Below are 16,067 nucleotides of genomic sequence, written 5' to 3' on the forward strand. Positions count from 1 at the left end.
CGGCACCAGTTCACTATAAAACATAGGGAGACAAACCATGGCATCACCATCCGGCCCGGCCGACGTACGGAAATTTTCCACCAAAGGCACGCCTATCACGCCCGAGGAACGCAAGGTCATCTTTGCATCCTCGCTCGGCACCGTCTTTGAATGGTACGATTTTTACCTGTACGGTTCGCTCGCTTCCATCATCGCCAAGCAATTCTTCATCGGCGACCCTACCACCACCTTCATCTTCGCGCTGCTGGCGTTTGCCGCCGGCTTTATCGTGCGTCCGTTCGGCGCGCTGGTCTTCGGCCGCCTGGGCGACATGATCGGCCGCAAGTACACCTTCCTGATCACGATTCTGATCATGGGCGGCTCCACCTTCATCGTCGGCTTGCTTCCGGGCCACGCCTCCATCGGCATCGCCGCACCGATCATCCTCGTCATCCTGCGCATCCTGCAAGGCCTGGCGCTGGGCGGCGAGTACGGCGGCGCAGCCACTTATGTGGCCGAGCACGCGCCTGAAGGCAAGCGCGGCGCGTTCACAGCGTGGATACAAACGACGGCAACCCTGGGCTTCTTCCTGTCGCTGATGGTCATCCTGGGCACCCGCCTGGCGACCGGCGAGAAGGATTTCGAAGCATGGGGCTGGCGCATTCCCTTCCTGGTCTCCGTCATCCTGCTGGGTATTTCCGTGTGGATCCGCCTGGCCATGAATGAATCGCCGGCGTTTTCCAAGATGAAAGCCGAGGGCAAGACCTCGAAAGCCCCGCTGACGGAAGCATTCGGCCAGTGGAAAAACCTGAAGATCGTCATCCTGGCCCTGATCGGCCTGACCGCCGGCCAGGCAGTCGTCTGGTACACGGGCCAGTTCTACGCCCTGTTCTTCATGATCCAGACCCTGAAAGTGGACCTGGCAACGGCCAACGTGCTGGTCGCCATCGCCCTGCTGCTGGCCACGCCGTTCTTCCTGTTCTTCGGCAGCCTGTCCGACCGCATCGGCCGCAAGTACATCATCCTCGGCGGCTGCCTGATCGCCGCGGCCACCTACTTCCCGATCTTCAACGGCCTGACCCACTTCGCCAACCCGCAGCTGGAAGCGGCTCTGAAGAACTCGCCAGTAGTGGTGGTCGCCGATCCTGCTTCCTGCCACTTCCAGTTCAACATGACGGGCACCAAGAAATTCCCCTCGTCGTGCGACATCGCCACGGGCTTCCTGTCGAACAGCTCGGTGAACTACACGAAGGAAGACGCGCCAGCCGGCAGCATCGCCAAGGTGCGCATCGGTACGAAGGAATTTACGTCGTTTAACGCCGTCATGACGCCGGACGGCCTGAACTTCGATGCGGAAAGCAAGGCCCACGAAGTGGCGCTGAAGAAAGAACTGGGCGCCGGCATCAAGGAAGCGGGCTACCCTGCGAAAGCCGATCCGGACCAGATCAACAAGCCGATGGTCGTGTTGCTGCTGTTCATCCTGGTGCTGTACGTAACCATGGTGTATGGCCCGATCGCCGCCATGCTGGTGGAAATGTTCCCGACGCGTATACGCTACACCTCGATGTCCCTGCCCTACCATATCGGTAACGGCTGGTTCGGCGGCTTGCTGCCGACCACGGCCTTCGCGCTGGTGGCCTTCAAGGGCGACATTTATTACGGCCTGTGGTATCCGATCGTCGTCGCCCTGGCGACTGTCGTGATCGGCACCCTGTTCGTCAAGGAAACGAAGGATAACAATATCTACGCTGACGATTAATCTGAAGCAAGCCCCGGTCGCAAGACCGGGGTCCGCAATGCAAAACGCCGCTGACTGGTCAGCGGCGTTTGTTTTTTTGTACCGCGTATGTGGCGTCTGCTGCGGCGAACTTATTTGTCGCTCTTGCTCTTTTTCACCTGGTCGCGCTGCTGCACGTATTCCTGGTAGCTGGTCTGGTTGCGCTTGCGGCAGGCGTTGCGGTCGTCAAAATTATTGAGGCTGTTGCAGTACTCGCCGATCTTGTCCCGGTTCGCGTCATACAGTACTTCGCAGCCGGTGATGGCCAGCAAGAAGGGAATGATCAGATATTTCATTGCTACTCTCATGGATAGGGACGGGATTGCGCGAAAAAACACCAGATTGCCCACTGGATAAGCGGGCTGCTTTATCTTAACGCGATCTTGACGAAAAGTACAAGCGCTCGGTATTACTTATTGGAAAGGATACCCGGCGCAAGGAGCTGATCGGCGCCGGCCTCCTCGTTCAACAGCGGATTGCCGGCCGCAAACGCCGCCAGGTGCTCAAGCAAGACGCGCACGCGGGCCGGCAGGTAGCGCCGCTGCGTCCACACGGCGTACACGTGACGCGGCTGCGGCATCCAGTCGGGCAGCACGCGCACGAGGCTGCCGCTGGCCACTTCGTCGCGGCATTGCAGCAGTGGGCACAGCAAGATGCCAATGCCCGCGTCGGCCATCTCCACGGCCAGGCGCATCTCGTTGACGCGCAGGCGCGCCTGCGGTTCGATCACCATTTCGGCGCCGTCGCCAGGGCGCCGCAAGCGCCAGCTGCGCAGCGGCTCGGCCACGATCAGCTCGTGCTTTTCCAGTTCCTGCAAGTCGCGCGGCACGCCGGCGCGCGCCAGGTAGGCTGGCGCGGCCACCATCACCAGCGCGGCGCTGCCCAGCCGGCGCTGCATCAGCGAGGAATCGTCGAGCGCGCCCACGCGGATGGCCAGGTCGGCGCCGCTGCCCACCAGGTCTTGCAGCAGGTTCGACAGTTCCAGCTCCAGGCGGATGTCCGGATACTTCTGCATGAAGCTGACCCAGGCCGGCGTCAGCAAGCCGCTGGCGAAGTTGACGGGCGCCAGCACGCGGATGCTGCCCGAGACGGCCGACAAGCTGGCGTCGAGCTGCTGCGTCGCTTGCCGCAAGGCATGGACCAGGGGCCGGCACTGCTCGTAGTACTGCCAGCCTTCCGCCGTTGGCTGCAGGCGGCGCGCGCTGCGGTTGAGCAAGCGGTAGCCGAGCTGGCTTTCCAGTTTTTGCAGCCGGCGCGTGACGGTCGCGGCGGGCAAGCTTTCCTTGACGGCCGCCGCATGCAGGCTGCCCGCCTCGACAATGGCGACAAATAAGGCTAAATCGTCGAGCATGATTGCATTTTCGGGATTTGAAATTAAAAATATGGCTCTAGTATAGATTGCTGCAAGTCGTTACGCTGGCGTATCTTTACACTTTGAAAGTGCACCATGTCCGACGCCCTGCGCCTGCGCTGCGTATTTGCCTTCCTGATGTCGCTGCTCATGACCCTGCTGATGAGCGCCTGGGTCACCTGGCTCAATATCGGCCTGCAGGCCGACTTCCTGCCCCGCTGGCGCCATGCCTTCTTTGCCGCCTGGCCCGTGGCCTTTTGCGCCGTGATGCTGTTCGCGCCCCGCGTGCAACTGTTCAGCCGCAGCATCGTGGCCCGGCTCGCCAGCCGCCCTTAACCGGCAGTCGGCCAGCAACAGTATCACTCGGTCACTCCCGCCCACGGCCGCCCTGATCCGGGCTATGCTATGGCCGTCCTTGTTTTTATAGCGGAGTACCCATGCTCGACCACGTTTCCCTCACCGTCAGCGACCTGGAACGCGCCGAGCGCTTCTACGACGCCATCTTCGCCGCCCTCGCCGTGCCCAAGGTGGGCAGCGACCATGCCGATGCATGGATAGGCTATGGCGAGCGCAGCGATGCGCAGCATCCCGGGCGCAGCTATTTTTCCGTGCGCCTCGGCCCCACGCCCGACGACGCGCCGCGCCGTCATTGCTGCTTCAAGGCGCCCTCGCGCGCGGCCGTGGAAGCGTTCTGGCATGCGGGGCTGGCGCACGGCGGCATCGACCTGGGCGCGCCCGGCTTGCGCCATTATCACGCCAGCTATTACGCGGCCTTTTTGTTCGATCCGGACGGCAACCGCATCGAAGCCGTCTGCCATCGCGCCGACGCCGGCTGACAGGACGGGAAATACGCCTCTGTTCGGCATTTCCACTTCGATACGTTTTGCCTATAATGGCTGGCAAGCCATACCCGTCCCCGGTCCGTGCACCAAGAAGGAGATTCATGCATCATCTATTCGTCGGCCGCCCCGCGCGCACCATGCTCCTCTCCAGCGCCGGCTTGCTGCTGGCAGGCTGTTTTTCCGGCTGCTCCCTGTTGCCATCGACCCCGGTCATGCCCGGCGTGCCGGCCACGGCCGCCCTGCCTGACGCCAGCATCGCCTACACCCTGAGCGGCCAGAGCGGCTTGCCCGTGGTGTTCCAGTCGGCCATGGGCGACGGCAAGGATGTGTGGGCCAAGGTGGTGCCCGAAGTGGCCAGGCAGCACCGCGTGCTCGTGTACGACCGTCCCGGCTACGGCGACAGCAAAAAAACCACCACGCCGCGCGACCCGTGCACCATTGCCGCCCAGCAGCGCGCCCTGCTGGCGCAAGCGGGCCTGAAGCCGCCGTATGTGCTGGTCGGCCATGGCCTGGGCGGGCTGTACCAGTATGTGTATGCCAGGCTGTACCCGCAGGACGTGGCCGGCCTGGTCTTGCTCGACCCCACGCACCCGCAGCAATGGAACCGCCTGCAGACGGACGCGTCCGCCTACGCCATGCTCGTCAAAACGCGGCGCAAACTCATGTTCAACAGTACGGAATCGGCCGAATTCGATGCCCAGACGCAGTGCCTGCAGCACGTCGACATGAGCAGCCCGCTGCGCGTGCCCGCCATGCTGCTGGTGCGCGACAAGTTCGGCATCGAGGAAATGGGTTCGTTCGAGAACGTGGTGCGGGCCCAGGAAAAAGATTGGCAGCGCCTGTCCGGCGCGCCAGCCATCGAGCGCATCACGGGCGCCGGCTACTACATCCAAAAAGACAACCCCGTCATCGTCAACGAGGCGGTCAAGATGGTAGCGAAGAAGAAATAACAACGTAGGTCGGATTAGCGGCATGCCGCGTAATCCGACACCGCTACGGCCAACAATGTTGTCGGATTACGCGAGGCGAGCCTCGCTAATCCGACCTACATCTTTTCAACCGTGCCTCATCAGCTGTTAAAGCCCTTGCCCTCGCCCGCCAGCGTCACCAGCAGCGGCGCCGGTGTCCACGCTTCGCCGTGGCGGCCCTTGGCGTAGCCGGCTATCGTGTCGAGCACGTTCGGCAAGCCGACCGTGTCCGCGTAGAACATGGGGCCGCCGCGGAACAGCGGGAAGCCGTAGCCCGTCAAATACACCATGTCGATGTCCGAGGCGCGCAGGGCGATGCCCTCTTCCAGGATGCGCGCGCCTTCGTTGACGAGCGCATACACGAGGCGTTCGACGATTTCCTGGTCGCTGATCTTGCGCCGCGCCACACCGATGTCGGCGGAGTGCTGGATGATCATGGCGTTGACCTGTTCCGACGGATAGGCCTTGCGGTCGCCCGCCTTGTAGTCATACCAGCCGGCGCCCGTCTTCTGGCCATAGCGATTCAATTCGCACAGCAGGTCGGCCGTCTTCGAATACGTCACTTCCGGTTTTTCCACGTAGCGGCGCTTGCGGATGGCCCAGCCGATGTCGTTGCCGGCCAGGTCGCCCATGCGGAACGGGCCCATGGCGAAGCCGAATTTCTCGACCGCCTTGTCGACCTGTTCCGGCAGACAACCCTCCTCCAGCAGGAAACCGGCCTGGCGGCTGTATTGCTCGATCATGCGGTTGCCGATGAACCCATCGCACACGCCCGAGACGACACCGGTTTTCTTCAGCTTTTTCGACAGGGCCAGCGCCGTGGCCAGCACGTCCTTGCCAGTCTCCTTGCCGCGGACGATTTCCAGCAGCTTCATCACATTTGCCGGGCTGAAGAAATGCGTGCCGATCACGTCCTGCGGGCGTTGGGTGAACGCGGCGATCTTGTCCAGGTCCAATGTAGACGTGTTCGAGGCGAGGATGGCGCCCGGCTTCATGACGGCGTCGAGCTGCTTGAAGACGGTTTCCTTGACGCCCAGTTCCTCGAAGACGGCTTCGATGACGATGTCCGCCTGCGCAATGTCAGCATACGCCAACGTGCCGGAAACGAGCGCGATGCGCTGCTCGGCCTTCTCTTGCGTCAGCTTGCCCTTCTTGACCGTGTTTTCATAATTCTTGCGTATCGTGGCCAGGCCCTTGTCCAGCGCTTCCTGCCTGGTTTCCAGCAGCATCACGGGGATGCCCGCGTTGGCGAAGTTCATGGCGATGCCGCCGCCCATGGTGCCGGCGCCGACGATGGCCGCGCTGGCGATCGTGCGCACGGGCGTGTCGGATGGCACGTCGGGCACCTTGCTGGCGACCCGTTCGGCAAAGAAGGCGTGGCGCAGGGCTTTCGATTCCGGCGACTGCACCAGCTGCATGAACAGGTCGCGCTCGTACTTCAAGCCCTCGTCGAATTTCATCGTCACGGCGGCCGCCACGGCGTCGACGCATTTGAGCGGCGCGGGGAACGGACCCGACATGGCTTTGACCGTATTGCGCGAAAACTGCAAAAACGCTTCGTGATTCGGGTAATCGACCTTGCGCTCGCGCACTTTCGGCAGCGGGCGCACATCGGCCACTTTCGTGGCGAAGGCCACGGCGGCGGCCAGCAAATCGGCACCAGGCGCGATGACTTCGTCGAACAGGGCCGTGCCGGCCAGTTTTTCAGATGCGACGGGCGTGCCCGAAACGATCATGTTGAGCGCCATTTCCAGGCCCAGCACTCTAGGCAGGCGCTGCGTGCCGCCCGCGCCCGGCAAGATGCCGAGTTTGACTTCCGGCAAGGCCATCTGCGCGCCCGGCGCGGCCACGCGGTAGTTGCAGCCGAGCGCCAGCTCCAGGCCGCCACCCATGCAGACGCTGTGGATGGCCGCCACGACCGGTTTGGTCGATTGCTCGACAACGTTGATCAGGGTATGCAGGGTCGGTTCCGTGAGCGCCTTGGGCGAATTGAATTCCTTGATGTCGGCGCCGCCCGAAAAGGCCTTGCCGGCGCCCGTGATGACGATGGCTTTGACGGCCTCGTCCGCCAGCGCCTGGCGGATGCCGGCCACGGCGGCCGTGCGCGTCGCCAGGCCCAGGCCATTGACGGGCGGGTTGGCCAGGGTAATGACGGCAACGGCGCCGTTCACTTGATATTCAGCACTCATGTCTCTTCCTTATTGATTTTTGCTCAGCGATGAGGTGGTTGCAAGGGATGAAGCTTCACTATACCGCATAAAAGAACGCTCGTATTATTTTTGTCGTGGCGCGTCCGGTGCCAGCATGGTACGCCATGGTACAACATCGTTTGCGGGAAGATTCTGCTGCAAGCGGCAAGCTCCTGTAGAAGCTATCACTTGGATATTCATTTAAATAATAAAAGCACAATAATAATAACATCGTTTTATTATGTGAAAGAATGCGTTTGTTATATGCGGCCAGGGGTCAATTGCGACATTTTTTAGATTATTTATTCCCTCCCCTTGTTTTTCGCCAGATGCTGGGGAATAATAAATTATTGATTCAAATCAATACTCTACAATTTATCTACTATAGGCAATGCGTATGGCGAACATCGGCGCGGTTCATCGCGCACATTCTCACCGATTATCACCGGATGCCGGCTGATGCAATAACACCGCGACCTTAATCCTTGCCTTAATCCTTGTCTTAAACCGATAGCAGAAAAAATAATAACAGCAGCCTTATCGCTCCCATTCCTCTTCTCACCCCGAAGGAAATACTATGGACGCAGCCAGCCATGTCAGCCACTCCCAGGATCTGGACTTACAAGCGATAAACACTGCATTGAACCGTGTCCAGGCCGTCATCGAATTCGAGCTCGACGGCACCATCTTGCATGCGAATGAGAATTTCCTGCGTGTCGTCGGCTATACCCTGGCGGAAGTGCAAGGCAAGCACCATGCCATCTTCTGCGACCCCGAGTATGTCAAAACGGACGAATACAGCAACTTCTGGGCCAAGCTGGGACGCGGCGAATTCGACCAGGGCGAATACAAGCGCCGCGCCAAGGATGGGCGCGAAGTGTGGATCAACGCTTCCTACAACCCCATCCTTGACGCGGACGGCAAGCCGTATAAAGTCATCAAGTTCGCTACCGAGATCACGGCCCTGAAAAAGCGCAATGTCGAATACGAAGGCAAGGTCAGCGCCATCGGCAAGGCGCAGGCCGTGATCGAATTCGACATGCAGGGCAATGTGCTGGAAGCGAATGAGAATTTCCTCGCCGTCATGGATTACGACTTGAGCGATATCCAGGGCGAGCACCACCGCATGTTCTGCGAGCCCGAGTATGAGAGCAGCGCCGAGTACAAGAAATTCTGGCAAAAGCTCAACCGCGGCGAATTCGACGCGGGCCGCTACAAGCGCCTGGGCAACCATGGCAAGGTGGTGTGGATACAGGCCACCTACAACCCCATCCTCGACCTGAACGGCAAGCCATATAAAGTGGTCAAGTTCGCCATCGACATCAGCGAACAGGTGAACCTGGAAAACAGCATCCAGTCCAAGGCCGCCAACGACAGCCGCAAGGTCAACGCCCTGCTCGAATCGGTGGCGCGCGCGGCGCAAGGCGACCTGACCTGCAATATCGTGCCCGAGGGCGACGAGCCGATCGACCTGCTGGCCGGCGGCATCAGCAAGATGATCGTCGACTTGCGCGGCGTGATCGGCAACGTGGTGTCGGCCGCCAACGGCTTTGCCGACGCCTCGCACGCCATCGCCGAACGGGCCACGGGCGTGGCCGTGGGCACGCAGGCGCTGGGCGCCACGGTGGAAGAAATGAATGCTTCCATCGACGGCCTGACGTTTTCCATCAATTCCATCGCGGAAAACACTTCGAATGCCGATTCCCTGGCGAAAGCCACACAGCAGGAAGCGGAAGCGGGCGCGCGCGCCGTCGCCAAGTCGATCGAGGCGATGGACTTGATCAATCGCTCGTCGGAAGACATCGGCGAAATCGTCAAGGTCATCAGCGAAATCGCCAACCAGACGAATATGCTGGCCTTCAACGCGGCCATCGAGGCGGCGCGCGCGGGCGAGCACGGCCTGGGCTTTTCCGTCGTTGCCGACGAAGTACGCAAGCTGGCCGAGCGCTCGTCGCAGGCGACCAAGGAAATCTCCAAGCTGATCAACGAATCCGTCAAGCGCGTTTCCACCGGCAGCGAGATTTCGCGCCAGGCCAGCGACGCCTTCGACAAGATCGTCTCGGGCGTGGCGAAGACCACCCTGGCCATTTCCGATATCTCGAACGCGGCCAACGAGCAGCTGCTGACGGCGCGCGAAGTGTCGACGGCGATCCAGTACATCGCCGAGGAAACGGAAAAGTCGGCCGCCAACTGCGACAGCATCGCCCGCTCGACGGACGGACTGAACGAGCGCGCTGGCAGCCTGAACCAGACTGTCTCCGGCTTCGTGGTGTAGGCCATGAGCCACGCGGCCAGCTTGACGCCCGAGGTGCTGACGACGCTGATCGCGCTGGTGCGCCAGCATACGGGCATCGCCATGACGGCGCGCAAGAGCGTCTTGCTGGAACGGCGTTTGCAGCCACGGCTGCAGGCGCTGTCCCTGCACAGCTACCAGGCTTACCTGGAACGCGTGGCCAGCGACCGCGACGAGGTGGACCATTTCATCGACCTGGTGACCACCAACGACACCCTGTTCTTCCGCACGCCGTCGATCTGGGATTACTTCCGCGACCGCTACCTGCCCGCCTGGGCCCGCGCGCATCCGGACGGCTGCCTGGCCATCTGGTCGGCGGCGGCCGCCAGCGGCGAGGAACTGTATTCGATCGCCATGCTGTGCGAGCAATTCAAGCTGCAAACGCCCGCTTTCCGCTACCAGATCCTGGCCAGCGACATTTCTCAGCAGATCCTGGGCGCGGCACGGGCCGGCCAGTACAGCGGGCGCTCCGTCGAGCGCATCCGTCTGTCGCACCCGGACTTGCTGCGAAAATATTTCACGCCCGCACCGTATGGCGTCCAGGTCAATGAAGAACTACGGCAACACGTCAGCTTTGCGCAGCATAATTTGCTGGAAGCATTGCGTCCGGCACGGCAGTTCGACCTGGTGTTCCTGCGCAATGTGCTGATTTATTTCGATGCCGAGCACCAGGAAACCGTGCTGCGCCAGGCGCGCCTGAGCCTGAAGGATGAAGGCCGGCTGATCTTGGGCGAGTCGGAAACCATCGCCCGTCTCGGTACCGGCTATCAATTCGAGTTTCCCATGATTTATAAGGCAGGTAGCGCATGAGCATCATCATCGACCCTGGCTTGCCGCTGCACCATGTTGGCATGGGGCAACTTAGCGTGGGCACGCATGGCGAGCAGCTGCAAGCCTTGCTGGGTTCGTGCATCGGCATCGGTTTCATCTGGAAGAATGGCCCGTGCTGCGGCCTGGCCCACTGTTTGCTGCCGGAAGCGCCGGGCGCCGACAGCGGCCTGGGGGCACGCTACGTGAGCCAGGCGGTGCCTTCGCTGCTGCGCCTGATGGGCGTGCGCCAGGCCGATTACGCCGACATCGAAGTGGTGCTGGCGGGCGGCGCCAGCATGTTTGGTCCGCGCAACGGGAGATTGCAAGTGGGCCGGCAAAACGCGCAAGCGGCGCAAAAATACCTGGACCAGTGCGGCTTGGCGGTGAGTTTCTGCGCGCTGGGCGGCCGCCACGGGCGCCAGTTGCTGATCGATTGCGCCCATCACAGCTATGCCGTCACCGATGTGGTGGCGCCACCCGAATTAATTCCACGCAAGGAAGGCGCATATGGATATGCATGAAGCGACGGGCTTGCAAGCGCAGGGCGCAAGCGACACGGCCACCGAACTGTTCGGCTCCTTCCACCTGGGCGACGATGAATTCGCCCTGCCCGCCAGCTGCATCCGCGAAGTGGTGAACTACCCGGCGAAAGTCACGGCCCTGCCCCTGTCGCCCGCGTATCTGGAAGGCATGTTCACCTTGCGCGGCAGCGTCATTCCGGTGGTCAACCTGGGCCGCTTGTTCCGTGCCGAGGCGCCGCGCGCCGTCGCCACGGACAAGATCGCCATCCTCGACTTCCAGCAAGTGCTGATCGGCATCGTCTTCCAGGATACGGGCGAAATCCTGCGCGTGCCCGCCAGCGCCCGCAGCGCCCTGCAATATGCGGCCGGCGACAGCCACGCCGTCATCGCCGGCACGATCTTGCTCGATGGCGGCGCGCGCCTGCTGCAGGTGCTCGACCCGCACGCCCTGCTGCGCATTGAAAACGTGCCCCATGTGCTGGCCCTGCAGGCGACGGGCGCCAAGCTGAGCACGGCCCGCTACCATGCGCAAAGCGAACGCCGGCAATGCGTCAGTTTCCATGCGGCTGGCGCCACGTTTGCCTTTGAAATGCTGGCCATTCAGGAAATCATCCGGGTGCCGGAGCTGCACAGCTCCCTGCTGAACAGCGAGCTGTGCCTGGGGCGCATGCATTTTCGCGGCAGCCAGGTGGCCGTCATCGACTTCGGCGCCCTGCTGCAGGCGCCCGCGTCCGGCACGGCTGCAACAGGCGACCAGCGCGTCATCGTCGTGCGCCTCGACGACACGACCGTGGGCTTCCTCGTCGATTCCGTCGACAGCATCGTGCATTTCTTTGGCGACGAAGTGCTGCCGATTCCCCTGCTGAGCAAGGCGCGCGCCGCCATGTTCGCCGGCTGCATCACGAAAGAAGGGCTGGGCGACATCATTTTCCTCGACCACAAGGGCATCCTGTCGCAGGCGGAAATTGTCGAGATGCGCGACGGCCACGCGCGCCTGTATCCGGCCGAGACGGAAACGGCGGCCACCACGCGCAAGGCGCAGCGCCGCGTCTACATCACGTTTACGGTGGAAACCCGCTTCGCCGTGGAAATCGGGCAAGTGCGCGAAATCATCGATTTCAGCGGCGCCATCACCACGCCGCCGGGCATGCCGGCCTGCATGCGCGGCATGCTCAACTTGCGCCAGCAAATGATCAGCATCATCGACTTGCGCCAGTTATACGCCATGCCGGCCTTGCCGGACGATAGCACCGGCAAGATTCTGATAGTGGAACGGGGCAACGAGCGCTACGGCTTTCTCGTCGACCACGTCGACAACATCATGACCATTTCCGACAGCCAGCGCTTTGCCGCGCCGCAAATCATCCGCACGGGTGAACACGACGACTTGCGCAGCGAAATGGATGAGATGATCGATATCGGCACGGAGGCGCAGCGCCAGACCCTGTCCGTCTTCCAGTGCGATCATCTGCTGGAAAAACTGGGGGCGGCGCTGCCGCAGGCTGCCTAGGCTGCTTTACATCCCCGGCAACTGGTGCCCCTTGAACTGCTCGCGCAGCTTGTTCTTCTGGATCTTGCCCGTGGCGCCCATGGGCAAGGCGTCGATGAATAGCACGTCGTCCGGCGTCCACCACTTGGCGATCTTGCCCTCGAAAAACTGCAGCAAGGCGTCGCGCGTGACCGTCATGCCGGGACGCAGCACGACGACGAGTACGGGGCGCTCGTCCCATTTCGGGTGGAACACGCCGATGCAGGCCGCCTGCAGCACGGCCGGGTGCGCCATGGCCAGGTTTTCCAGGTCGATGGTGCCGATCCACTCGCCGCCGGACTTGATCACGTCCTTGCTGCGGTCCGTAATCTGCATGTAGCCGTCCGTGTCGATGGTGGCCACGTCGCCCGTGGGGAACCAGCCATCCTGCAGCACCTCGCCACCCTCGTTCTTGTAATACGAGGAAATGATCCACGGCCCTTTCACCAGCAAATGGCCATAACTGATGCCGTCCCACGGCAATTCCTTGCCGTCGTCGTCGACGATCTTCATGTCCACGCCATAAATCGCATGGCCCTGCTTTTGCAAAATCTTGCGCTGCTCGTCCTTCGGCAAGTCCAGGTGCTTGGTTTGCAAGCCGCCCGCCGTGCCCAGCGGCGACATTTCCGTCATGCCCCAGGCGTGGATGACTTCCACGTCGAACTTGTCGATCAGGGTATCCATCATGGCCGGCGGGCACGCCGCGCCGCCGATCACCGTGCGGCGGAAGGTGGAAAATTGCAGATTATTCTGCAAGGCGTGGTTCAGCAAGCCCAGCCAGACTGTAGGCACGCCGGCCGAAAACGTCACTTTTTCCGCCTCGAACAGTTCGTAGAGCGACTTGCCATCGAGCGCCGCGCCGGGAAACACCATGCGCGCGCCGGACAAGGGCACGGAATACGGCAAGCCCCAGGCATTCACGTGGAACATGGGCACGACGGGCAAGACGGTGTCGGAAGCGCGCACGTTCAGCGCGCTGGGCATGGCCGAGGCATACGCGTGCAGCACGGTCGAGCGGTGCGAATACAGGGCGCCCTTGGGGTTGCCCGTCGTGCCCGACGTGTAGCACAGGGTAGCGGCCGCATTCTCGTCGAACAAGGGCCACGTGTAATCGTCGGAATGCGTGGCGATCAAGTCTTCATAGCACAGCAGATCGGGAATCGTGCTGCTGGCGGGCATGCGTTCGCGGTCGCACATCAGCACGAAATGGCGCACGAAGGTGCAGTCGGCGGCGATCTTTTCCACCACGGGCAAAAAGGTCAGGTCAAACAGCAAGACCTGATCTTCGGCATGGTTCGAGATGTAGGCGATCTGGTCCGGAAACAGGCGCGGATTGATCGTGTGCAAGACGGCGCCCGAGCCGGACACGGCATAGTATGCTTCCAGGTGGCGATAGCCATTCCAGGCCAGCGTGGCGACGCGGTCGCCCATGCCGACGCCGAGGCCATGCAAGGCGTTGGCCAGGCGCCGCGCGCGCTGGTGGCAATCGCGGTAGGTGTAGCGGTGCATATCGCCTTCCACCCGCCGCGAAATGATTTCGCTGCCCCCGTAATGACGCGCTGCAAACTCGATAATGCTGGAAATCAGCAGGGGCTGATTCATCATCTGGCCCATCACTGGACTCAAGGGGAATGCCGACATCGTCTCTCCTGGGTGAATACTTGCTTGTTGTTGGAATTTAAAGACTTTCCTTAGTTTCGTACGGTCGTGCGGAAATCGTCAACGCATTTCGATATTGCGATGCAACATGGAATTCTTGATTCCGTTTCTTGCTATGCAAACACCTGCAAGAGCGCCCGCCACGCGCCTTGGCGCCGTGCGGTAAAATCGCACTCCAGGCTGGCGCTACCTGCCGCCACATCTAATTTGACTGGAATTGCCATCACCGCTCATACCTTACCACTGGATAACGCCTTTGCGGCCTTGCCGCCCGCGTTCTATACGCGCTTGATGCCCACGCCCCTGCCCGCCCCGTATTTCGTGGCCGCCAGCGCGCCAGCCGCAGCCCTCATCGGCCTCGATGCGGCGCGTCTGGCCGAGCCGGACTATGTGGCGCTGCTGAGCGGCAATGCCGTTGCCGAGCGTTCGATGCCCCTGTCGGCCGTGTATTCGGGCCACCAGTTCGGCGTCTGGGCCGGCCAGCTGGGCGATGGCCGCGCCATCCTGCTGGGCGATATCGCCACCGAACACGGCCCCATGGAGCTGCAGCTGAAAGGCGCCGGCGCCACGCCGTATTCGCGCATGGGCGACGGCCGCGCCGTGCTGCGCTCGTCCATACGCGAATTCCTGTGCTCGGAAGCCATGGCGGCGCTCGGCATACCTACATCGCGCGCGCTGTCCATCATGGGTTCGCAGCAAGGCATCATGCGCGAAACCGTTGAGACTGCCGCCGTCGTGACGCGCATGGCGCCAAGTTTTGTTCGCTTCGGCTCGTTCGAACACTGGTTTTACCGCAAGCAGCCGGACGAGCTGAAAATCCTTGCCGATTACGTCATCGACAGCTTCTACCCCCACTTGCGCGCTGCATCAAATCCATATCAAGCCTTGCTGGCCGAAGTGTGCGTGCGCACGGCGCACATGATTGCGCACTGGCAAGCCGTGGGCTTCATGCATGGCGTCATGAATACGGACAATATGTCGATTCTGGGACTGACGCTCGATTACGGCCCCTTCGGCTTCATGGAAGCGTTTGATGCCGAGCACATTTGCAACCATACGGACCAGCAAGGCCGCTATTCCTACGCCAACCAGCCGCAGGTGGGCCACTGGAACTGCTATGCGCTGGGCCAGGCACTGCTGCCCTTGATCGGAGAAGTGGAACTGGCGCAGGCGGCGCTGGACAGCTACCAGCCGGCCTTTGCGGACAAGATGAATGCCTTGCTGCGCGCCAAGCTGGGCTTGCGCACGGTGCAAGACGACGACACGGTGCTGTTCGACAGCATGTTTGCGCTGATGCAAGCCAATCACGTGGATTTCACCAACTTCTTCCGCGCCCTGTCGACACTGCAAGTAGATGCTCCCGAGCACGACACGGTGCTGCGCGACATGTTCATCGACCGCCCCGCCTTCGATACATGGGCGGCGCAATACCGCGCGCGCCTGTTGCAAGAGCACAGCATCGATGCCGAGCGGCAAGCGGCGATGAACCTGGTCAACCCGAAATACGTGCTGCGCAACTACCTAGCGCAAGTGGCCATCGAGAAAGCCCAGCAGCACGATTACACGGAAGTGGCGACATTGCTGGAAATATTGCAAAAGCCATTTGACGAACAGCCGGAACACCAGCACTATGCGGCCCTGCCGCCCGACTGGGCCAGCCACCTTGAAGTCAGTTGCTCATCCTGAGGAGTCATTATGACCACGAATAAAGTCAAGAAAACCGACGCCGAATGGCGCGCCATGCTCGACTCGATGCAATACGAAGTCACGCGCCACGCCGCTACGGAACGGGCCTTCACGGGCAAGTTCTGGGACCACCATGAACACGGCGTCTATACCTGCGTCTGCTGTAACACGCCCCTGTTCGCCTCGGATACGAAGTTCGACTCGGGCTGCGGCTGGCCCAGCTATTTCCAGGCCCTCGACCCTGCCAACGTGACGGAAATCACCGACCGCAGCCATGGCATGCTGCGCACGGAAATTATCTGCGCCGTCTGCGACGCCCACCTGGGCCACGTCTTCCCGGACGGCCCGCCGCCGACCGGCTTGCGCTATTGCATCAATTCGGCCTCCTTGCGCTTCGATCCGCAGCCATGAGACACAGGAATGCTTGGGAGCGATTCGGTTGCTCCTAAGCCATTCCTAAGATG

Annotated in this window: 14 protein-coding genes; 10 read left to right on the plus strand and 4 right to left on the minus strand. The window is 61.7% G+C overall.

Features of this window, described 5'->3' with window-relative positions; genetic code table 11:
* Nucleotides 1–37: 37 nt before the first annotated feature.
* The gene (locus tag KO539_RS11600) at nucleotides 38–1,738 is read left to right on the plus strand and encodes an MFS transporter (protein WP_219309358.1); all 1,701 of its coding nucleotides are present in this window, start codon (nucleotides 38–40) and stop codon (nucleotides 1,736–1,738) included.
* 110 nt (nucleotides 1,739–1,848) lie between these two features.
* On the opposite strand, the gene KO539_RS11605 is transcribed toward KO539_RS11600, so the two are convergent.
* Both KO539_RS11605 and KO539_RS11610 read right to left on the minus strand, forming a co-directional pair.
* Nucleotides 1,849–2,052: a hypothetical protein gene (locus KO539_RS11605; protein ID WP_099402044.1), complete on the minus strand. Its 204-nt coding sequence runs from the start codon at nucleotides 2,050–2,052 to the stop codon at nucleotides 1,849–1,851.
* Nucleotides 2,053–2,165: 113 nt separating this feature from the next.
* Entirely contained in the window at nucleotides 2,166–3,107 is a 942-nt protein-coding gene (locus KO539_RS11610; RefSeq protein WP_219309360.1) for a LysR family transcriptional regulator, read from the minus strand.
* Nucleotides 3,108–3,203: 96 nt separating this feature from the next.
* On the opposite strand from KO539_RS11610, the gene KO539_RS11615 reads away from it, so the two are divergent.
* The 3 genes from KO539_RS11615 (at nucleotide 3,204) to KO539_RS11625 (ending at nucleotide 4,899) form a co-directional block, all read left to right on the plus strand.
* Complete coding sequence (locus KO539_RS11615) at nucleotides 3,204–3,443, plus strand: DUF2798 domain-containing protein (protein WP_035819102.1); 240 nt, start codon at nucleotides 3,204–3,206, stop codon at nucleotides 3,441–3,443.
* A 101-nt stretch (nucleotides 3,444–3,544) separates the two neighbouring features.
* On the plus strand, nucleotides 3,545–3,943 hold the full coding sequence (locus KO539_RS11620) for a VOC family protein (RefSeq protein WP_219309362.1): 399 nt from the start codon (nucleotides 3,545–3,547) through the stop codon (nucleotides 3,941–3,943).
* A 107-nt stretch (nucleotides 3,944–4,050) separates the two neighbouring features.
* On the plus strand, nucleotides 4,051–4,899 hold the full coding sequence (locus KO539_RS11625; protein ID WP_219309364.1) for an alpha/beta fold hydrolase: 849 nt from the start codon (nucleotides 4,051–4,053) through the stop codon (nucleotides 4,897–4,899).
* 119 nt (nucleotides 4,900–5,018) lie between these two features.
* Here the strand turns inward: KO539_RS11625 and KO539_RS11630 are convergent, their stop codons facing one another.
* On the minus strand, nucleotides 5,019–7,106 hold the full coding sequence (locus KO539_RS11630; RefSeq protein WP_219309365.1) for a 3-hydroxyacyl-CoA dehydrogenase NAD-binding domain-containing protein: 2,088 nt from the start codon (nucleotides 7,104–7,106) through the stop codon (nucleotides 5,019–5,021).
* A 577-nt stretch (nucleotides 7,107–7,683) separates the two neighbouring features.
* Here KO539_RS11630 and KO539_RS11635 point away from each other — a divergent pair.
* Genes KO539_RS11635 through KO539_RS11650 form a run of 4 tightly spaced genes read left to right on the plus strand, consistent with a single transcriptional unit; the run spans nucleotide 7,684 to nucleotide 12,240 of the window.
* Nucleotides 7,684–9,381: a PAS domain-containing methyl-accepting chemotaxis protein gene (locus tag KO539_RS11635; RefSeq protein WP_219309375.1), complete on the plus strand. Its 1,698-nt coding sequence runs from the start codon at nucleotides 7,684–7,686 to the stop codon at nucleotides 9,379–9,381.
* 3 nt (nucleotides 9,382–9,384) lie between these two features.
* Entirely contained in the window at nucleotides 9,385–10,209 is an 825-nt protein-coding gene (locus KO539_RS11640; protein ID WP_219309377.1) for a protein-glutamate O-methyltransferase CheR, read from the plus strand.
* Nucleotides 10,206–10,730 carry a chemotaxis protein CheD gene (locus tag KO539_RS11645; protein ID WP_219309379.1) on the plus strand — a complete coding sequence of 175 codons (525 nt, stop codon included), beginning with the start codon at nucleotides 10,206–10,208 and terminating at the stop codon, nucleotides 10,728–10,730. The genes KO539_RS11640 and KO539_RS11645 overlap by 4 nt, the downstream gene beginning before the upstream one ends.
* Nucleotides 10,717–12,240 carry a chemotaxis protein CheW gene (locus KO539_RS11650; RefSeq protein WP_257626238.1) on the plus strand — a complete coding sequence of 508 codons (1,524 nt, stop codon included), beginning with the start codon at nucleotides 10,717–10,719 and terminating at the stop codon, nucleotides 12,238–12,240. The genes KO539_RS11645 and KO539_RS11650 overlap by 14 nt, the downstream gene beginning before the upstream one ends.
* A gap of 6 nt (nucleotides 12,241–12,246) precedes the next feature.
* Here KO539_RS11650 and KO539_RS11655 read toward each other — a convergent pair whose 3' ends face one another.
* Entirely contained in the window at nucleotides 12,247–13,899 is a 1,653-nt protein-coding gene (locus tag KO539_RS11655; RefSeq protein WP_257626239.1) for a 3-(methylthio)propionyl-CoA ligase, read from the minus strand.
* 225 nt (nucleotides 13,900–14,124) lie between these two features.
* Between KO539_RS11655 and KO539_RS11660 the strand changes: the two genes are divergently transcribed.
* The gene (locus KO539_RS11660; RefSeq protein WP_374106391.1) at nucleotides 14,125–15,603 is read left to right on the plus strand and encodes a YdiU family protein; all 1,479 of its coding nucleotides are present in this window, start codon (nucleotides 14,125–14,127) and stop codon (nucleotides 15,601–15,603) included.
* 9 nt (nucleotides 15,604–15,612) lie between these two features.
* A complete protein-coding gene (msrB, locus tag KO539_RS11665; protein ID WP_035819122.1) occupies nucleotides 15,613–16,014 on the plus strand; it encodes a peptide-methionine (R)-S-oxide reductase MsrB in 402 nt (133 codons plus the stop codon).
* Nucleotides 16,015–16,067 lie beyond the last annotated feature (53 nt).

Source organism: Janthinobacterium sp. NKUCC06_STL (genome assembly GCF_019345455.1).
Taxonomy (GTDB): domain Bacteria; phylum Pseudomonadota; class Gammaproteobacteria; order Burkholderiales; family Burkholderiaceae_D; genus Janthinobacterium; species Janthinobacterium rivuli.